14 protein-coding genes are annotated in these 20,565 nt (G+C 48.4%); 8 read left to right on the top strand and 6 right to left on the bottom strand.

The features are described 5' to 3' along the window. Window positions 1-26 precede the first annotated feature (26 nt). The 4 genes from NDK19_RS01380 to NDK19_RS01365 all read right to left on the bottom strand — a co-directional run bounded on the left by NDK19_RS01380 (window position 27) and on the right by NDK19_RS01365 (window position 5,063). A complete protein-coding gene (locus NDK19_RS01380) occupies window positions 27-725 on the bottom strand; it encodes an MjaI family restriction endonuclease (RefSeq protein WP_250630033.1) in 699 nt (232 codons plus the stop codon). Continuing rightward, a complete protein-coding gene (locus NDK19_RS01375) occupies window positions 709-2,013 on the bottom strand; it encodes a DNA methyltransferase (RefSeq protein ID WP_250630032.1) in 1,305 nt (434 codons plus the stop codon). The genes NDK19_RS01380 and NDK19_RS01375 overlap by 17 nt, the downstream gene beginning before the upstream one ends. Before the next feature lie 167 nt (window positions 2,014-2,180). Then, window positions 2,181-3,749, bottom strand: a complete 1,569-nt coding sequence (locus NDK19_RS01370) for an ABC transporter permease (RefSeq protein WP_250630031.1) — start codon at window positions 3,747-3,749, stop codon at window positions 2,181-2,183. A 9-nt stretch (window positions 3,750-3,758) separates the two neighbouring features. Then, the gene (locus tag NDK19_RS01365) at window positions 3,759-5,063 is read right to left on the bottom strand and encodes a hypothetical protein (RefSeq protein WP_250630030.1); all 1,305 of its coding nucleotides are present in this window, start codon (window positions 5,061-5,063) and stop codon (window positions 3,759-3,761) included. 125 nt (window positions 5,064-5,188) lie between these two features. Here NDK19_RS01365 and NDK19_RS01360 point away from each other — a divergent pair, with 125 nt between their 5' ends. The 4 genes from NDK19_RS01360 (at window position 5,189) to NDK19_RS01345 (ending at window position 9,382) form a co-directional block, all read left to right on the top strand. After that, window positions 5,189-6,145 (top strand): NAD-dependent epimerase/dehydratase family protein, encoded by a 957-nt coding sequence (locus tag NDK19_RS01360; protein ID WP_250630029.1) that lies wholly within the window; start codon window positions 5,189-5,191, stop codon window positions 6,143-6,145. Between the two features lie 11 nt (window positions 6,146-6,156). Then, complete coding sequence (locus NDK19_RS01355) at window positions 6,157-7,569, top strand: tetratricopeptide repeat protein (protein WP_250630028.1); 1,413 nt, start codon at window positions 6,157-6,159, stop codon at window positions 7,567-7,569. Between the two features lie 18 nt (window positions 7,570-7,587). After that, window positions 7,588-8,391 carry a phosphosulfolactate synthase gene (locus NDK19_RS01350; RefSeq protein ID WP_250630027.1) on the top strand — a complete coding sequence of 268 codons (804 nt, stop codon included), beginning with the start codon at window positions 7,588-7,590 and terminating at the stop codon, window positions 8,389-8,391. A gap of 175 nt (window positions 8,392-8,566) precedes the next feature. Beyond that, window positions 8,567-9,382: a 6-hydroxymethylpterin diphosphokinase MptE-like protein gene (locus NDK19_RS01345; protein WP_250630026.1), complete on the top strand. Its 816-nt coding sequence runs from the start codon at window positions 8,567-8,569 to the stop codon at window positions 9,380-9,382. A 255-nt stretch (window positions 9,383-9,637) separates the two neighbouring features. On the opposite strand, the gene NDK19_RS01340 is transcribed toward NDK19_RS01345, so the two are convergent. Next, complete coding sequence (locus NDK19_RS01340; RefSeq protein WP_250630025.1) at window positions 9,638-10,543, bottom strand: carboxylesterase family protein; 906 nt, start codon at window positions 10,541-10,543, stop codon at window positions 9,638-9,640. Window positions 10,544-10,787: 244 nt separating this feature from the next. Between NDK19_RS01340 and hemE the strand changes: the two genes are divergently transcribed. Then, window positions 10,788-11,813 carry a uroporphyrinogen decarboxylase gene (gene hemE, locus NDK19_RS01335; protein WP_250630024.1) on the top strand — a complete coding sequence of 342 codons (1,026 nt, stop codon included), beginning with the start codon at window positions 10,788-10,790 and terminating at the stop codon, window positions 11,811-11,813. Here the strand turns inward: hemE and NDK19_RS01330 are convergent. Beyond that, entirely contained in the window at window positions 11,810-14,848 is a 3,039-nt protein-coding gene (locus tag NDK19_RS01330; protein ID WP_250630023.1) for a glycoside hydrolase family 3 N-terminal domain-containing protein, read from the bottom strand. The genes hemE and NDK19_RS01330 overlap by 4 nt on opposite strands. Before the next feature lie 210 nt (window positions 14,849-15,058). Here NDK19_RS01330 and NDK19_RS01325 point away from each other — a divergent pair, with 210 nt between their 5' ends. The 3 genes from NDK19_RS01325 (at window position 15,059) to NDK19_RS01315 (ending at window position 20,440) form a co-directional block, all read left to right on the top strand. Beyond that, window positions 15,059-18,202 (top strand): SusC/RagA family TonB-linked outer membrane protein, encoded by a 3,144-nt coding sequence (locus NDK19_RS01325; RefSeq protein WP_250630022.1) that lies wholly within the window; start codon window positions 15,059-15,061, stop codon window positions 18,200-18,202. 42 nt (window positions 18,203-18,244) lie between these two features. Continuing rightward, entirely contained in the window at window positions 18,245-19,546 is a 1,302-nt protein-coding gene (locus tag NDK19_RS01320) for a RagB/SusD family nutrient uptake outer membrane protein (RefSeq protein ID WP_250630021.1), read from the top strand. A gap of 132 nt (window positions 19,547-19,678) precedes the next feature. Next, entirely contained in the window at window positions 19,679-20,440 is a 762-nt protein-coding gene (locus tag NDK19_RS01315; RefSeq protein ID WP_250630020.1) for a phosphatase, read from the top strand. Window positions 20,441-20,565: the final 125 nt, after the last annotated feature.

The following is a 20,565-nucleotide window of genomic DNA, read 5'->3' as shown; positions in this document are numbered from 1 at the left end:
TGTGTTGTTGTTTTAGCGAATTGTTATTATTGTCGGTTTAATCTGTTGATTTCTGCCGCTATTTGTTCTATAACTTCCTTATTTTGAATGGTATCGTTTACGCTAAAAATGACAAATACTTTGCCGCCAAACTTTTGGGTAAAATCTTCAAAACTGAGTTTCATTCTTTCGGTTACGGAATAATTCCCAAAATTTGCTTGGGCAGTTACAGGCTTAATTTGAATACCAAATGCTTTTTCACCAACCCAACCGAGATAGTTTATATCGCCTGCATGGTCAAGTTCGGGTTCGCTTTCTTCAAATCGCACTTCGGGGAATATTTTAGCAAGATTGTCCTCTATCACCGATTTTTCTCTGATGAAGCCGTCGTAGGTTCGAGGGATAGTTAAATTGTAAATGTAATCGATATAATCCTGTAAAGTAATTTGGCGAAAGGCTTCCGTCCATTCGGGGATGACAATTTCAGTAATTTTCACGTATAGCCGCTCACCAAGTTCTTCCAAACTTTCTTTGGTAATTTTAGCAGAGTGTTTACCTGTCGTTACCGCATTTTCAAAATACCACTTTTCCCACTCTTCAAATGTTTTCGGCTGACATTGGCGTATAAGTGCCATCACCGCACCGACTTTGTTAGGGCGCGAAAGTTGATAAGTTTGCGTTGCGTAATTGAGTACTTTCTCTTTTTTGCCGAATTCTTTTGAATATTGTTTACGCAGTTTTGCCATTGCTTTGATTGAACAAGTTCAAAAACTTATCCCGATACTTGTAATTCATGGAAGTATCCGCCTGCGCCAGTCCGTTTTTAATCAAATGAGCATTAATAAACGTTTTGTTTTCCAAATACAGGTACGCGAGCAGGTTATTATCGCCGTCATACTTCAGTTCGTCGTAGCGGAGGAAAACTTTTTTGCCTTTTGTTTTTTCATGCAAAAACAACTTTGCTTTTTCATGAAGATGCGGCAATGATTTTATGCCTAATAGTTTGACAATCAAACCGTTGCTTAGGCGTACTTTTTCGGGGCAGATAATTTCTTTTACCGTAAAAAGTTCTTCGCGTGCAGCAGGGCTATCCCTGTCAATCCGTGAGCCGAATTGCAGTTTTTTAATATCCGTCTTTTTGTCAAGCGCATGCGGGTCTTTGAAAATATAAGGTAATCGGGCAATTTCTTTCTCAAAATCTATATCGGCAGGCTTTTGCTTGATGAACTCATAAACCGTTCCTTCCAAATCGGGCTGATATACGGATAGTTTTTCTTTGACAATCGGAATGAATTCGGGATTGATTTCGTAGCCAATGGAGTTGCGGTGCGTATTTTTCGCGGCAAGAGAGGTTGTTCCGCTGCCTGCGAAAGGGTCTAAAACCGTTTCACCGACAAAAGAAAACATGCGAATCAGCCTTCGGGGCAATTCTTCGGGAAACATGGCAATATGCCCCGTTTGCTTTACGCCCGAAAAGTTCCAATGCCCGGCAAAAAAAGTATTCCATTCTTCGGCGGTCATTACGGAGCGTTCTTTTTGCTCTTGGGTCGGCTTGGATGCTTCGCCTAACTTTTTGAAAATCAGGATAAATTCATAGTCAAGTTTTAAGATGCCATTTCGCGGATAAGGATAAGAACCCATTTGAACGCCGCCGCCCGTGGTGTTTGAGTTAGTAACTTTCTGCCAAATGACAGCGCCCATATAGTCAAAGCCGATGGTTTCGCAAAATTTGATGATTTCTTCGCGAATAGGAATTACCTTGTAACGTCCGTAATAAACCGCACGGGCGAACTGGTCGCCGATATTGATACACAACCGGCAACCGTTGTGCAGCACCCGAAAGCACTCTTTCCAAACCAAATTCAGATGATTGATGTAGGTTTCGTAACTGTCGTGGAATCCGATTTGATTGTCGGAGCCGTAGTCTTTCAGTTGCCAATAGGGGGGCGAGGTAACAACCAAATGAACCGAATTATCGGGTATTTCGGTCATGTGCCTGCTGTCGCCGTTGATAATTTTGTGGTGCGTTTTCAATGTTTGAACCGATAAACTTCGCAAAGCAAAATTGCCCGATAATTACCTAACTGCCAACAGAACCGATTGGTTATCAAGTGGTCTTTTTGCCGCCATTCCCTGTTCGGTAGGGGGCTTTGGAAAGAACCCAAATAGTAGGTGGCCTTTGCTTGCACTAAAATTTTTCTCTAATCCGATTTGTTTAATTTATCCAACAAGAAAACAGGCAGCATTCCGGCCAGCACAATCAGGCAGGACATGGCGGCCGATTGCTGTAATTTTTCATCATCGGCATATTCATAGGCTTTGGTAGCCAGTGTGTCAAAGTTGAAAGGGCGCAGGATGAGTGTCAGCGGTAACTCTTTCAGAATATCCACCACAACTAGCATCAAAGCGGCCAGAATGGCACCGCGCAGCAGCGGCACGTGTACAAGAAGCAAGGTTTGTAAACGGTTTTTACCCAGAATGGCAGCCGCATTGTCCATAGAAGGCGATATTTTTTGTAAACCTGCTTCCAGCGGGTTGAAGGCTACCGCCATAAATCGCACCAAATAGGCATAAGTCAATGCGATGAGCGTACCGACGAAGGCCACCTGTAAAGATTTACCGACAGCCAGCAGCAATGCCAGCACACCGATAGCTACCACAGCGCCCGGCATAGCATAGCCCAAATTTGCCAGATGCACCGTCAGTTGGGTGAGTTTTCCCCTGCCGATACGGCGAATGTAGGCAAGTATCAATGCGATGAGGACAATAAAGGCAGCGCTTGTAAAAGCTACCTGCAAGGTTTGCAACAGATATTTACTGAAATCAACCGTGAGCAAACCTTGTACCCAGCCGCTATACGCCCATGAGAGGAGTTGCGCGAAAGGGAACACAAACCCGCCTAAGGAAGGAATCAGGCAGAAAAGCATTGCAGCCGTTGCCTGCCAGCCGTGCAGCGTTTGGCGAGTCAGCAGCCGCTCGCTCTTACCTGCTGTGTAACGCAGGTTGCGAGTTAGTCGGCGTTCGGAAAGATTCAACACAAAAACGACTGCCAGCAGCAGCCCTGCCAGTTTCATGGCTGTATGCACGCTGCCCATTGCAAACCATGCGCGGAAAATGCCTGACGTAAAGGTCGGCACGCCGTAGTATTTGACCGTGCCGTATTCGTTGAGGCACTCCATCAGCACGAGCATGGCACTGCCGATAATTGCAGGGCGTGCCATAGGCAAGGCAACCGCAAAGAAACGCCGCAGCGGAGAAGCACCGAGCAACTTAGCGGCCTCTAAAGCCCCCGCCGATTGCCGCTGAAAATTGGTGCGTGTAACCAAATAAATGTACGGATACAATACCAGCGACATCACCGCAATTGCACCGCCGAGGTGCATTACATCGGGGCGGAAAGGCAGACTTTGCAGCAGCCCGCGCTCAAAGGTGTACTTGTACACATAGGCATTGATATAGGCAGGAATAGCCAGCGGCAGCACCAGCAACCACGAAAGCAAACGCCTGCCCGGAAATTCACAAGCCGCTACAAGCCATGCCGAAGGAATGCCCAACAACAGCGTTCCGAGAAGTACACCCGTGGTCAGCCCCAGCGTATTTTTCAGGTAATCGGGCAGCAGGTATTCATACAGATGCGCCCAGTAGCTATCGGCAGGTGAAAACCATTGCCACACCACATATAGCGGCGGAACGGCCAAAAGGGCTGCTATTATCGCTAATAACAGCCCTTTGCCCATACGTGAAAGAATGCGAGAAAACAGAAAGGTCATGCCTGAGTGTTACATGGAAGGATAGAAAGTATCTAACTTATCTACCTCATTTTTAAGACGCGGCAAATTAATGGCTTTATTGATTGATTCAATGGTTGCCTCTTTTACCTTAGAGAGGCGATCAATTTGTTGGCGCACTTTATTGTTATCATCGCTGAGGCGTTTGGCCATGGCCTCTTGCAGTACCAACACCATTTCGCGGTTGTTTTTTTCTACCAACGAGATGTACTGCGAATACAAATATTCAAATTCTTTGTATAGGAAAATCACCTCGCTTACGCGCTTGTTCATTTCAATCAGGTTGCCGCTGCGAATCAGTTTGCCATAGTTGATAACGCCGTTTTCCGTTGCTTCCCGCTCTAACTTGAACAGGTACTCCCGCACAGAACTTGCGTTATAAGTAAGGAAAAGCGTAGTCAGGTAGTCGGCGGTAGATTTGGCGCGTTTCTCCGCATTGGGGTCTAACTGCCTGCCGCTGGCCTGAATATTTTGCACCACAAAATCGCGCAGTTTGCTTTGCAGGTTAGCCGTTTGAATCTGGTAGTTATTGATTCCCATGGCAAAGTTGCGGTTGAGTTCGTTCAAGCGTGCGTAGTACTGCGTAAACTGCATCATTTCATCGCGGAAGCGCGTTACATTTTCCTGCGGAATATCGGTGCGGCTGACGAACAGCGTACTTGCAAAACTCAGCAGCGAATTGCTTACACCTAAGATAGGTGCAGCAGGGCCGGCCATAGTTTGTACCAAGGGGTTTTCCAATACCATGCGGGCTGCCTCTACTATCCTGCCGCGGTCGCGGCGAGCATTGGCGGCAATGTATTGATCCATCAGTGCCAACACTTTTTTATTGTAAGAAAAGCCTAAGTTTTCATTGGCAGGGTTATTCAAATCGGTGAGTATGTTCTGATACTCCTCGGTTTGGCTCAGGGCTTCCAAGATATTAAGCCGCTGATTAAGCATATCAAATACTTCTACCGAACTGACCAAGTTGCGCTGGATAATTGCATAGCGGTCGCGGTCTGTAATTTTCATGCGCTGGTCAAACTCTTTCACGCGCACATCTACGCTGCTGACGGCACTGTTGAAGTTGCTGACTTGCTCTTGCAGGCTTTTTTGCAATTCGGCAATGCGCAAACTATCGGCGCGGCGTTGGTTTTGCAGGCTGCGAATCAGGTTCTGATTGGCCGTAAATTGCTGAAACAAAATTCTTAACGAATCCGATTGCGACTGCTGCGCATATGACGACTGCGGATGCAATAACAAACATCCGACAAATGACAGTAAAAGAGCGAAAATACGCTTTATTGATTCCATAGAAGGACAGGCATTGATGTGGGTAAAAACACGCTAAGTTACATTTTTTTATTCTCCGTAGAACCAAAAACAGCACCAAATTAGCGCGAACTGCCTGCTTTCAAATTTGCTTCGTAAGTTTGCAAATGTTCAATACCTCTCCAAAGGTTTTTATTACCGGTGCAAGCGGGTTTGTCGGCAGTTATATTACCCGACGATTGTTGCAGGAAGGTTTGCAGGTGCTTGCGCTGCGCCGTTCCGGCAGCGGGCTGCTGCCCGCATCCATGCCCGGCCTTACGTGGGTACAAGGTGATATTACCGACATCCCTCTTTTAACGGAACTTGTGGCCGATGCCGACTGGGTCATCCATGCGGCAGCAATGGTTTCTTTTGCTTCATCAGACCGCAACCTGATTTTTAAAACCAATGTAGAAGGCACGGCCAATCTGGTGAATGTTTGTTTGGAAAGTAACATCCAACGGTTCTGTTTTGTCAGCTCCGTAGCGGCCATTGGCGCAAAGGAAGAAGTTGTTACCGAACGCGCACAGTGGGAAGGCTCCCTGAATCATTCCTCATACGGCTTGAGCAAGCATTTGGCCGAACGGGAGGTATGGCGAGGGATTGCGGAAGGTTTACCCGCTTTTATTGTCAATCCTTCGGTCGTTTTAGGGCAAAACACCCCTGAAAGTTCGCTGGCAAAACTGTTTCGCATGGCCAGCTCTCTGCCTTTTTATCCTTCGGGAATGATTAATCTGGTAGATGCTGAGGATGTAGCGGAAGGGATTTTGCGATTGTTACAACATAATGCCGTAGCCGAGCGTTTTATTTTTAACGCGGCTGCCATTAGTTTTCAGGACTTTTTTGGGCAGGTAGCTGCCGCAATGAACAAACAGCCGCCGCAAAAACGCATCTCCGATACTTTGTTGCAGTTGGCAGGAACTGTTAGCGGATGGTTGGGCGGTGCTTTCAATCGGCAAACGGCCGAAGCAGCCTGTCAAATGCATCGGTACGACGGCAGCAAACTGACCGCAACAACAGGTTTGCACTACCGCCCCGTGGCAGAGAGCATCAGAGAGGCTGTATTATTAACCCTAACTCATTAAGAGCAGGTACAATGGCAAATAAAAGAAAAAAAGAACCGCAAACGGAAGATATGTTGGTGCAGCGATTCGAGCAGATGCTTGCAGAAGGAACCAGTGTATTTTTTGATTTGCACGAGTTTGAACATATTATCCAGCATTACGGCATTCGCGCACAGTGGCAAAAAGCCTTTAAAGCATGCGAAGCAGCCTTTTCGCAATATCCTTTTGCTTCCGAGTTGGGGATAGAAAAGGTGCGCGTATTGCTTGGACTGGGCAAATATCGGCAGGCATTGGAACTGGCAGAAAAAGTAGCTGCCCTTCACCCCGATTCGGATGAACTGTTTGTATTGCAGGCAGGGGCTTTTATGGGGCTTAATATGGTTTCACAAGCCATTGAAAGCCTGTTGAAGGCACTAAAAAATACGGATGAAAAGGAAGACATTCATTACCGCATAGCCGATTTGTACCTGCGTTCAGGCAAATTGCAACATTCCGTAGAGCATTTGTTCGAGATTCTGAAAATCAATCCCGACAATATAAATGCCTTGTTGGACATCGCCGATTCCTTAGAAACCTTGCACCGCACGGCAGAAGGAGCGAAGTTTTTTGAGGAGCGCATCAACGAAAATCCCGAAGATTTTCGCCTGTGGAGAAATGCGGGGGTGTTCTTTAATGAAACCAACAGTTTCCATAAAGCCATCGAGCTTTTTGACTACGCACTGGCGCTGAACGAAGAAGAAAGCAGCATTTGGTATCACCTCGGCCATGCCCAAATGAACCTGCAACGCTACGAAGAAGCGGAAGTGTCCTACCAAAAAGCCATTGATTTGAAAGAGGAAAGCGATTTTCCCGAGCCGGAAATGTACTGCTGCTTGGCCGCTACCTACGAAAAACGTAAAGACTACAACAAAGCTTCCGAACTCTACCGCAAGGCCGTCAATATGGACGAGCAATGTGCCGATGGGTGGTACGGCATCGGCATGTGCCTGATTGGAAAGGAGCGCTGGTATGAAGCCATTAATTTCCTCAAAAAATCGGTACGGATAGACAGCGAATGTGAAGATTATTGGCTGGCCTTGGCAGAAGCCGAGTGGAAAACAGGCAACGTAATGTCTGCCTTGGAAGCCTACCAACACGCCAACCACCTGAACCCTGCCAACCCGCAAACATGGTTAGACTGGTCGGGCATCTATCGCGAGCAGGGCGACTACATGCAGGCCATCGGCTTGCTCAAAAGCGGTTTGGAAGAGTGCCCCGCCCATGCCGATTTATACTACCGCATGTGCCTCTACCACATAGAAGCCGGCAAATACAAGCAATCATTCAGTTATTTGGAAAATGCGCTAATTTTGGACTTTGATAGGCACACCGTCCTGTACGAGTGGATTGAAGACATTAATATCCAAAAAGCACTTTTCAAAATTATCAGCCAATATCAGCGCTGATGCTTGTTACAACAACTGATGGTAAACTATTTTCTCAAAGACGTTCCCGAACGCACTGTAAAACCACGTGAAAAAGGCCTCACGATGGTGATGGACAAAGGTTTGAGCATTCGCGAAGTGGAAGATATGCTCAGCACTTCGGCTGAATTTATTGACGTAGTGAAGTTAGGCTGGGCAACCTCCTATTGTTTCCCCAACCTTGCCGATAAACTGAAAGTGTATCGCGAGGCAGGTATCCCCGTATATTTCGGAGGTACGCTGTTTGAGGCATTCATTGTGCGCGGTCAGTTTGAAGACTACCTCCGCCTGATGGACAAATACGAGCTTTCATATGCCGAAGTATCGGACGGCTCATTGGAAATGAACCATGACGACAAGTGTAATTATATCCGCATTTTGTCGCAGCGGGCAACCGTATTGTCGGAAGTGGGTTCAAAAGATGCTGAAAAAATTATTCCTCCGTACAAATGGATTCAGCAAATGCGTCGCGAATTGGATGCTGGTGCATGGAAAGTTATCGGCGAAGCTCGCGAAAGCGGTAATGTGGGCTTATTCCGCTCCAGCGGCGAGGTGCGCTCCGGACTGGTAGAGGAAATTTTGACGCAAATTCCGTTTGAAAGTATCATTTGGGAAGCACCGATGAAGTCGCAGCAGGTATGGTTTATTAAGTACTTGGGTACGAACGTAAACCTCGGTAACATTGCTCCTAACGATGTTATTCCGCTGGAAACTATTCGCTTAGGCCTGCGCGGTGATACTTTCCACACCTTCCTGAACGGCAAACAGCCCGTTTTGGGCGCTGCCCCCGATGTGAATCATTAATCGCGGGAATCAAGCGTCTATTTTCTCCCGCGCGAGTTACTACCGATATTTAGTACTTATAGTACTGTAAGCAACGGCGACGTGCAACGACACCAAATACCCTCTTGGGGGTTCAATATCGGTAGTAACTATGATAAGAAAAATCAGCGCATCAAGTAGAATACAGCAGGCAGTTATGAACGAACAAGACATCCCCATACTTCGCGAGCGAGCGGTAGTAAACCCCTATTTCAAAGCGGCAAATCTGGTGCTTAAACGTTTGAGTTGGGACTTGAACCCCGAGTCGTGGCGTTCACGGGCGCGGTTGGCAGCCTTGAAAGACTGCTACAAAGGCCAAAAAGCCGTTATTCTCTGCAATGGCCCGAGCCTTCTCAAAACTGACTTCGACGCACTGGCGGCAAGCGGCATTTATACGTTCGGTTTGAACAAAATCAATTTGTTGTTTGATAAAACTGCCTTTCGCCCGTCTTGCATCGTGGCGGTTAATCACTTGGTGATTGAACAGAATGCCGATTTTTTCAACAAAACCGATATTCCCCTGTTTTTGGACAGCTACGCGCTCAAACATGTGCCGCGTCGCCCGAACATTACCTACCTGAAACAGACGTATCACAAAGTTTTTGCCCGCGACGTGCGCATGAGCCTCTACTACGGGCATACCGTAACGTTCGTAGCCATTCAGTTGGCCTTTCACATGGGCTTTCAAAAAGTGGCGCTGATTGGCTGCGACCATAATTTTACTCATCCGAAAGGTTTGGCCAACCAGACTGTTGTTTCCGGCAGCCACGACCCCAACCACTTTGACCCGAACTATTTTGCAGGCGGCGTAAAGTGGCAACTGCCCGATTTGTTCCAAAGCGAAGTAGCCTACCAAATGGCACGCGAAGTATTTGAAGCCTTCGGCAGAGAAATTTACAACTGCACCGAAGGCGGTAAATTGGAAATCTACGAGCGCAAATCGCTGTCGGATTTTTTATCGGAACGGGTATAAAATATGAGCTATCCTAAATGTACTCATCTGATAATCAGTGCATCTGGGGAGAACAACCAAAAATGAAACATTGGTGCAAAAGTGCATATCTTGGATTGTATTTTTCCGATATGCGCATATACGTAGGGATAGGTTGTGCCCTATCCCTGCGTTTTCTTTGAGCTTTTTAGCCGGCTATGGATTTGTTCGGATATTGAATCAAATGAAACTTTTCCAAGATTTTATCGCATTATTTGCATTGTTTTGCTCACTTTTTCAGTAGGAGCCGCCCGGAGCAGCGTTGGCGGTTGCAGGTTTAGCCGTATTGTTATAACCTACGCGCACATTAGGCTTGCTGTGCTGCAACAGCCATTCATATACAGTAATAGGTTCGGAAGAGACGGGGTCTACAATGGTAGGGTCGGGGCTATAGGCTTGTTTCCATGAATTGTGCCCAACGTTTGGATAGAGCGTAACTTTTGCCTTGGGCATATTGTTGCCGGAGCGCGCTTGGTGCTCATTGATGCCGCGAATCCAGTTGAGCGTAGTATGTGCCGGAACGACGCCGTCGTTGGTGCCATGGAAAGCCCATATCGGAATTTGATTGCTTACCAACGCATTGATTTTAGAAGCATCTGCGCCCGATGCACCGCAAACAGGTGCAATAGCTGCTACTTTATCAGGATAGGCTGCTGCATAATCCCAAGTGCCGCCGCCGCCCAAACTGAGGCCTGTAACGTAGATGCGGCTTTCATCCACGCGGTAGGTGGCTTTGGCATATTCTATAACCCTGTCCACATAAGAGGCAGGCCATGAGCCGTAATCATAACTCAGTTGCGGGCAGAGTACAATGAATGAATAAGATGTTCCATTCACATTGAAAGTCATTTTTAAGGTCTGCTTTTCTATTTGAAAAGGCATTGCTCCGCCGGCAATTTTCCTGAGGTCAGTAGTGCCGTTGCCCCGTTCTGTGATGCCGTGCAAAAAAATCAGCAAAGGATAGCTTTTATTGCTTTTTTGGTAATCGGGGGGCAGGTGTTCCAAGTAGCCTATGCCGTCTGCCGTGCGACAAGAGGCAAAACGCTGTGCGTATGTTGGAGAAAATAAGGCAACACCGACAACCAACCATAGAAATGTTTTTCCGACAAATAGGCGGGGGGAAGTACCGGGAAATAGTTTCATAGCTAAAAGCGGGGTTAGTTTAGCTTTATAACGGTATTTAAGGTTTATTAGTGTACAAACATAAAACTTTTCAAAGAAAAAATTGCATTTTATTAATTGAAAAAATGATTTTTTTCTTACATGTCTTACATGCCCTCCTTGTATCAACATCAGTTCCAAGATACACGTATTGAGGGTGTGTGTTGTATATTTGTGCAAAATATGTACATGCCCCACCCAATCGGGCGGCCATTTTTCAACAGATATGACACTCCAAAACGACTTACTGCTGCGTGCTGCACGCGGTGAATATGTAGAACGCCCGCCCGTTTGGCTGATGCGCCAAGCAGGGCGCATCTTACCCGAATACCGTGCGGTGCGCGAGCGTTTGAAAGATTTCATAGAGTTGGTTACTACTCCCGAACTTGCCGCAGAGGTTACCATTCAGCCGGTGGACTTGCTGGGCGTAGATGCCGCGATTATTTTTTCCGATATTTTAGTAATTCCCGAAGCGATGGGGCTGCCTTATGAGATGATTGAAAAAAGAGGCCCCATTTTTCCGCAAACCATCCAGTCGGAAGCAGACCTGAAAAAAATCAGGGTTGCAGATGCTCCTTCCGATTTAGGCTATGTGGCAGAAGCCATTCGCATCACGAAGCGGGAACTCAACGGGCGCGTGCCACTCATAGGTTTTGCAGGAGCTCCTTTTACGATTTTTGCTTACATGGTAGAGGGCAGCGGCTCCAAAACATTCTCTAAGGCAAAGAAAATGCTGTATCGGCAGCCGGAACTTTCGCACCAACTGCTTCAGATGATTACCGAAAGTACCATCGGGTATCTGCAAATGCAGATTGCTGCAGGTGCTGACCTTGTACAGATTTTTGATTCTTGGGCAGGGATTCTTTCGCCCGCACAATACAAAACATTTGCGCTGCCCTACATTGCGCAAATTTGCGATGCCATCAGCGAAGTGCCCAAAACCGTATTTGCCAAAGGAGCTTTCTTCGCATTGGAAGATTTCGGCCAACTGAACTGTCAAGTAATTGGCTTGGACTGGAACATGGAGCCACAGACAGCGCGCCGACAGACCGGCAGTCAGAAAACGCTGCAAGGCAACTTAGACCCGTGTGCGCTGTATGCCGATTTTGATGTCATTCGCCAAGAGACGCGCCAAATGGTGGCAGCTTTCGGTACGCAACGCTACATCGCCAACTTGGGGCACGGCCTTTATCCGGATATTCACCCCGACCATGTGCGCTGTTTTATTGATACCATAAAAAGCATGGCTTAGTCGGCAATCAGGTGTTGCTCTTTCTCTAAATAGTTGCGGGAAACGCCCATAGACAAGTACACTTGGTCTTGTACTTTGTTGCGGATGTTTTGCTCAATCAGCCGCCAGTTGCTTGCATTGGGGTAGGTGCGATTGGCAAGGAAAATATACACCAGATTGTACTGCGGGTCTACCCATGCACCTGTGCCCGTAAAGCCGCTGTGCCCGAAGGTGCGGGGTGAACAATGCCCCGAAGTAGGGCCTCCGTGCCCTCTGATGGGCTTGTCCCAACCCAATCCTCTCCGATTATGGGCTACGATGCGTTTTTCGGTAAAAAACGGAATGGTCTGCGGTTGCTTGAAAAACTTTCTGCCGCCGTAGTAGCCGTTTTGCAGGTTCATTTGCATCAGTACGGCCAAGTCGTTGGCATTGCTGAAAACGCCTGCGTGCCCGGCCACTCCCCCCTGTAAAGCTGCATCGGGGTCGTGTACGATGCCCTGAACGCGCTTTTTACGGAAATGCTTGTCTTCTTCGGTAGGGGCTATTTGCGACTTGTTTATTTTCCGCAAAGGAAGGTAGCCCATGGTTGCCAGCCCCAGCGGGCGGTAGAAGTAGTTTTCAACAAATTGGTCTAAGCAGAGGCCGGTTTCTTGTTCTACAATTTGTTTGAGCATGTAAAATCCTACATCGGAATACAAATAGCCGTAAGAACCGTCCGGCCGTTTGTTGCTGCGCAGTGGGCTTTCTCTGAGCCATTTCCATACATCCGCATGCACTTTGGTTGAAGCGTACAGGTGTTCATCAACCGGAATTACGTGTTCTTCGGTCGGCTCATTGGCATAGTATTCGGGTTTGTACTTGCCTTTTTCCATCGTATGCCACCAGTGGGGTGTTCGCTGGATAAGCCCTGCCTGATGCAGCAATATATCGCGGAGGCTTAAATCGGCTTTGTTCGTACCTTTCAGACCGATGAGATAGTCCGATACTTTTTTGTTTACGTCCAGCAGGCCTTGGTCGTGCAAATACATCACCGCTTGCATGGTTGCCGCCACTTTTGTTACGGAGGCAAGGTCGTAAACGGTTTCATCGCTCACGGGCGTGGCGTTGGGTTCGTATGTATAACGACCGTAGTTGCGGTTGAAAACCACATTGCCGTTGCGTGCTACAATCACTTGGCAGCCGGGGGTGGCATGATTGGCCACCGCCTGATTCACAATGCTGTCAATCCGATTCAGAATGTGGCTGTCCATACCTTCCCACTCGGGAATGAAGGTGTATTTCATTCGGTTGAGCGAGAACACGGAGAACCCGTCCCCCGCCTTAATATTGGGTGAAACACTGACAGGCAATCTTGCACCGGTTGTTACAGCTCCGAAAAGTACCTGTGGCACAACGGTTTGTACGTCGGTATTATTTTCATAAGCGCAAACCAAATACGGGGCATCATCAAAAAATTTCAGGCTGTAGGGGTTTCCGAATACTACGGGCACTACTTTGGTATGTGCCGATAATTTTTTGATAAAATCGCGGGTAGCCTGCGAAATACCGTAGTCTTTTTCTATGCGATTGGTGGTGCTTACGCCCAACAGACCTACAATAACCACTTTTTTGTTTTTGAGTTTAGGAATCAGTGCTTCGTAGGCAGCATCGCCTGCGGCTTTATCGGCGATTTGGTGGTGCTCAAAGGCAGCATATTTGCCCAAAATCCGCTGAAAGTCATTGCCTGCACCTGCACCGATTGTTACAGAGGCAAACGAAAGGTCTTCCAGATTTTTGAAAGGTATCAGGCTGTCGGTATTGCGCACGATGGTAACTGCCTGCTCATAGAGTTTCATGCGCAAGGCCTTTGCCTGTGGCGAGTTGAGGTCGTCCAGCAGATTTTTAGTAACAATGGGCTTGTAGTGGTGAAGACCTGCAAAATATTTGGCCATGAGGATTTTCTTCACGCGGCGTTCTACTTCTGCCATGCTGATTTCGCCGTTAGCAATAGCTTCTTTGATTTTGGCTACACCCTTGGGTACATCCAGCGGAAATAGCAGGCAATCGTTGCCGGCTTTGAAGGCCAGCACGTCGGTTTCTCCGGGCGCATAGTTGGCTGAAACGCCTTTCATGTTGAGCGCATCGGTAAAAATCAGCCCCTGAAAACCCAATTGATGTATGAGCAAATCGGTTACGACTGCCTGTGAAAGGGTAGTCGGTTTTTTAGGGTCGGCATCATACTCCGGCAGGTTGATATGGGCTACCATGATGCTCATGATGCTGTCTTGGATGAGTTTGCGGAATGGATACAGTTCTATATCCTCCATCCGTTGGCGGCTGTGTTTGATGATGGGCAGGGCGTAGTGAGAATCGGTGTCAGTATCGCCGTGTCCGGGGAAATGCTTGGCGTTGGCAATAATGCCGTTGTACTGCATACCGCGCATGTAGCTGAGGGCTTTTTCTGCCACTCGTTCTTTGTTTTCGCCAAATGAGCGGATGCCTATTACCGGATTGGCAGGGTTCACGTTCACATCGGCAACGGGGGCAAAGTTGATATGCATCCCCAGCCTTTTAAACTGACGGGCAATTTCAGCGCCCATGTCATAAATCAGCTTATTTTCGCCGATAGCACCCAGTGTCATTGCTTTGGGGAAACTGATGGTGCTGTCTAATCGCATACCCAGTCCCCATTCGCAGTCCATGGAAATCAGCAAGGGTATTTTGGCTAATTTTTGGTAGCGGTTGGTGAGTACGGCTTGCCTGCCCGGGCCTCCCTGAAAGAATATCAGCCCGCCGACGTGATATTGGCTTACCAAACGGTCAATCTCTTTGTAGTGGGTTTCATCGCGGTTAGAGTAGGCAGCTACCATGAACAACTGTCCGATTTTCTGCTCATCGGTCATGGTGCGCAGCACGCTGTCTGCCCATGCATTTTGTCGTTTCAGCCTTTCTAAGTATGCGGGGTCAGGTTCGGGCGGCGTAGCCTTTCCATGAACCGAAGCCAGCGTTGGCGAATGAATACTTTTAGCACTCAGCAGCAGCAGAAATACGAAGCTGACCGACAACCATTTAACCATTGTAGAACCCGATTTTTGAGAGATGAAACACTAATTATGCATAAAAAACGGAGGCATGAAACGTGCCACTTTACCCTAATTATGCAAAAGAATCATTTTAACCATAAACGTCAAATCGCGCTTGAAATTTTCCTGACCAAATATTTCAACAAACCGAAAAATGGTTGTACGTTTGAAAATAGTTCACCTCATTAACTATTTTCAAACACTATGATGAATGGAAACCAACTACTGAACACATCAGCTTGTGTGAAGTGGCTATTCGCCCTCTTATGCTGTTGGGGCATAGGTTTTTCAGCCTTTGCACAGGTACAGATGTACACCATCAGCGGACGCGTAACCGATGCGGGCACCAACGACCCCTTGATTGGCGCCAGCATTCAACTCAAAGGTACTTCTACCGGTACCATTACCGATGTGGAAGGCAAATTTAGCATGACCGCCAGCGTAACACCGGGCGACTATACACTTGTTTTCAGCTTTGTGGGCTATGCACGCAAAGAGCAAAAAATTACGTTGGGAAGCCAGACAAACGTAACGGTAGATGTCGCTTTAAAGGAAGATTTTATCGGTTTGGAGGAAGTAGTGGTAACAGGTACTTCCATTGCTACCAGCAAGAAACAATTGGGGAACTCCGTGCATACGGTATCTGCCCGTCAGATGCAGCAGGTAGGTACGCCGAGCCTTTCGGCGGCTTTGCAGGGTAAAATTGCCGGTGCGCAAATTACCCAAAACTCCGGCGACCCTGCCGGTGGGGTTTCCATTCGTCTGCGCGGGGCGAGTTCTATCAACTCGTCTTCCGAACCGCTCTATATTGTTGATGGGGTAATTGTCAATAACAACACCAACAACGTTACCAACCTTGCGGTAAGCATCAGCGGCGGTAACGACTTTCAGCCCGGGCAGAACCGCCTGTTAGACATCAACCCCAATGATATTGAGCGCATTGAGGTGTTAAACGGTGCTGCGGCAGCGGCCATTTACGGTTCTCGGGCTAATAACGGCGTTATCCAAATTTTCACTAAGCGAGGCAGCACGGGCAAACCCAAACTGACATTTTCTACCTCGCTGATGATTAGCCAATTGCGCAAAGAGTTTCCGTTAAATACCCACCCCGAACGCTTCGGCCCTCCCGTAACCCGTACCGGTTTCGGTAACGACCAGCGCTTGCCGGGCATTCTATTGTTCAACCGCTTATTTACGGAAAAAACGCCCGTAACCCGCTACAACTACTGGGATGATATTTTCCAAACCGCATTAGGCACCGATAATTATGTTTCGGTAGCAGGCGGCAAAGACGATACGAAGTACTTTTTCTCCACCTCATACTTCAAGAATCAGGGCATTGTGCGCAATACGGACTTTGAGCGAATTACCGGCCGCTTGCGCATTGACCAGAAAATGACCGACTGGGCAAAATTCTCGGCAGGTTTGAACTACACCCGCAGTTTTGCCAATGAAAAACCCGATGCCAACACCTTCAACAGCCCCGTAAACTCGGTTTTCATTACGGATAACGTTTACAACTTGAAAGAACGCGATGCAAACGGCAATCTGCTGCCCGTAGAGCCTGTTCGTATGAATCCGTTGAGCGTTATTGAAGACCTGAAACAGACCAACCAAACCAGCCGCATGATTGGCGATTTTCAACTAAATCTTGCACCGCTCAAAGGCTTGGGTATTGACTATGTTTTTGGTATGGATACTTACACGCAGTTAGGCCAGAATTTTTTCCCGCGCATTGCCTATCCGGGTGTGAATGCGGCGCTGTTCCCCGATGGTTATGCGGCCAATGCCACTGCGCAGGTATTGCAACTCAATAATGACCTGAACATCAGCTATCAAGCCGATATTAGCGAGAAGTTGAAATCTACTACCCAACTGGGTGCTACGTGGCAATATGACCGCAGCAACTTTGCGCAGGCACAAGGCCGCGACATGGTGCCGTTTATTGAAACCATCAGCGGAGCTACCAACTTGTTTACACCTGCTACCGAAGTGCGCACCGAGCGCAGTATTCAAGGTTACTTCCTGCAACAAACCTTTAACTACGGCGAGTTTCTGTTTGTAACCGCCGCAGGCCGTATGGATGCTTCTTCGGTATTTGGTCCTAACAGCCGCTGGCAGTTCTTCCCCAAGGCTTCTGCCAACCTGATTTTGTCGGAAATGGACTTTTGGAAAAATGCCTCCTTTGCCAACAAGGTGAGCACATTTAAGCTGCGCACTGCTTACGGCGAATCGGGCAACCTGACCGGTATCGGGCCGTATGACCGTTTCAGCAATACGATTCCGGTGCAATTGGTGGGTCGTCAGTCGCTTATCCGCAGCACGGTATTGGGCAACCCCGACGTAAAACCTGAACGTCAGGCAGAAATTGAGGTGGGTACCGATATTTACTTCCTCGATAACCGCTTTGGTATAGAGCTGACTTGGTACAACAAAGAAGTTCGCGACCTGTTGCTGGAGCGCACCATTGCGCCATCGGAAGGCGGTGCTTCCATTAACGCCAACGTAGGCAGCATGACCAACAAAGGCATTGAACTTGCCCTGCGCGCCAACATTTTGAAAAACAAAGACTGGAACTGGAATGCAACCCTGATTTACAGCCGCAACCGCAACAAGGTAAATATTCCGCAAGAGGTGATTCGCTTTTCTACCGATGCCAACCGTATGAGCAGCGCTGTAAACGGCTATCCTTTGGGTGTATTCTATGGCACAGCCTATGCCCGCAATCCGGACGGTTCGTTGTTGCTGACCAATCGCCCGCAGGTAATTGGCGGTGTAACCTTACAGGCAGGTTTGCCGCAGCCCGAGCGGGTAGGCCGCAATGCGGAAGGGCAGCCGACAGGTGCTTTGGTGAACCGTGTACTTGGCGACCCGAACCCACGCTATACAGCCTCCCTTTTGAACGATGTGAGCTGGAAAAATTTCAATTTCCGCCTGTTGTTTGATGCCGTACAGGGCTTCCAAGTAAACAACCTGAACTGGACAACAGCTAATAACGTAGGTATCGGCCCGCTGGCCGCACAGGAACTGCGCGGCGAGTTGCCCCGCGGATGGGTGAGTTTGGTAGGTGGTTTTGGCGGTGAACGCATCCGCGAAGAAATGGTGAAAGACGGTTCTTTCGTGAAACTGCGCGAGATTTCGCTCTCCTATACGCTCACTCCCCAAGCACTCGGCCTCAGCAATTTGACACTGGGCGTTTCGGGGCGCAACCTGATTTCATGGGACAACTACCCCGGTTTTGACCCCGAGGTGAACTCCGGCGGTCAAAGTAACCGCATCCGCGGCGATGACTTCGGTACTGTTCCTATTCCGCGCACTTTCCAGTTCAACCTGTCTGCTCAGTTCTAATTCGGCACAGCCAACCATCAAAGATTTAAATTCGGAATCAACATGAAACTTTTTCATATCAAAAAAATCGTACTCTGCGGCTTATTGGCGGCAACGCTGATAACCCCATCCTGTACGCTGGACTATGTCAATCCCAATGCGGCAACCGAAGATGCCGTATTGAGCAATACCTCGGGGCTGTTGGCATTTTCCAACGGCCTGCGTCGCCGCTATATTGTAGGCGGAGCAAGCCCGCTTTATACAGTAATCACTACTTCCGGTCTGGCAACCAATGAACTGCGCGTGGTAAATGCCGGTAACGCAGACATTGCCGCATTGGCAAACGGCCGCGATAATGTGAACGGGCTGAACCCTGTCATTATCAACATGTGGCAAAACCTGAATATTTTAAATGCAGACTGCGACCGTGTAATTGCCAATGTGCGCAATATTCCCGACCGCGCTACTGCCGCTGCCGTACAAGCCCATGCGCACCTCTACAAAGCATTGGCACTGGGCTGGATGGCTACTTTCTGGGAACAAGCCCCCATTACCACAGGTAAAAACGCCACTTTCAGCAACCGTACTGCCGTTTTGGAAACCGCCGTCCGCTTGTGCGATGAAGCCGTAACTTTGCTGGCCTCCAATCCTGTTCCTGCTGCTTTTACCAACGTGGTGGGCAACGATATTGACTTGCCTAATGCGCTGAACGCACTGTCGGCTCGCTACAACCTGATGCTGGGTCGCAATCAGCAGGCTTTTGATGCGGCTGGTCGCGTATCGCTCACTTCTCGTTCCCGTTTTGTGTTTGACAACATCTCACAAAATCCGATTTTCCGTACATCGTTTGTAACCAACAACGTACACGAGGCACAAACCAATTTGGGATTGCCGCCTGCGCTCGCACCTGCCGCCAACGACCAGCGCGTACCGTTTTACATCACTTCGGCTGTGCCGCCTCGCGGTCGTGGTTTCTTCTTGGCCGATGATACGGCTATTCCGCTGTACCTGCCCGGTGAAATGATTCTGATTCGTGCCGAGGCACAGGCGCGCCAAAACCGATTGGCAGAGGCTGTTACAGAACTGAACCGTGTGCTGACCAAAACCCCGGCACAAGATATTTACGGCGTAGGTGCTGCACTGCCTCCCTATGCGGGCGAATTGACGCAAAATGCAATTCTCACCGAAATTTACCGCAACCGCTGCATTGAGTTATACCTGACCGGGCAGCGCTTGGAAGACAGCCGCCGATTCGGTCGCCCCGGGCCGACAGCCCCCAACGCGGAGCGAAACCGCAACTTCTATCCTTATCCGTTCACCGAGCGCGATAACAACCCGAGCACGCCGGCTGACCCTGCAAGCTAATCAGTATTGCGGCTACGGCTCTCACGCAACCCGACAGGATGTGTTAATCCTTGTCGGGTTGTTTTTTATGCCGAAATCCGAAATTCAAACGCCTTATGCCATGTGTTTGCTGATTTGTGGGGGGATTAAACAATGATGGACTATCTTTCGGCACGAATAGAAGCATTTGTCTTTTCATACTTTATGCAACAAGCATCTGTTATCGGCCTGTTTGAGGCTATCGGTGGTAAGTTTTTGACCGAACCGGCTTTGCTGCGCGAGCGTGTCAGCCGTTTACAAGCTGTTTTTTTTGACTGGGACGGTGTTTTTAATAACGGCAATAAAAGCAAGGAAAGCGGTAGCCCTTTTTCAGAGCCTGATGCGGCAGGGACTAATTATCTGCGCTTCGGTTTGTGGCTGCTCACGGGAACTATGCCCAAGGTATTCATCATTACGGGCGAAAATAACCCCTCGGCGTTTCAGTTGGCACAGCGCGAGCACTTTGACGGTGTCTGTTTTCGTTTTGCCGATAAAACCAAAGCCTTGGAATGGTTACGGCAGACTTATGGCATCCAACCCGAGCAAACCGCATTTGCTTTTGATGATGTGTTAGACTTATCGCTGGCAGCACAATGCGGCATTCGGCTGATGGTGCGGCGCAATGCCAGCCCCATGCTCACCGAATACGTCAGGCAACAACTCTTAGCTGACTATATAACAGGGTGTTTGGGCGGTGAACATGCCGTGCGCGAAATAGTGGAAATGTTGCTGGGCATTTCGGAATGTTATGAGCGCGTACTGACCGAAAGAATAGCCTACTCGCCTGCTTATCAACAGTTTCTGACCTTGAAAAAAGCCATTGAGCCGGTCTTTGTAACGTGGCAAGGCGACCGTGTGGCAGAGGTGCATTTTTAGTTGCCATGCACCCAAAACGCACTGCGGCAGGATTTCATTTGAACGCGGAGTTGGGGTAGCGCATGAACCTCTGAATCAGTGTCTGTCCGCGCCATTTACAAAATCCGCATGTTTATCTCAATGAG

Origin of the sequence: Rhodoflexus caldus, from assembly GCF_021206925.1 — a bacterium.
GTDB lineage: Bacteria > Bacteroidota > Bacteroidia > Cytophagales > Thermoflexibacteraceae > Rhodoflexus > Rhodoflexus caldus.
Note: the sequence above shows the minus strand (reverse complement) of the source record. Positions and strands in the feature narration are given on the sequence as shown.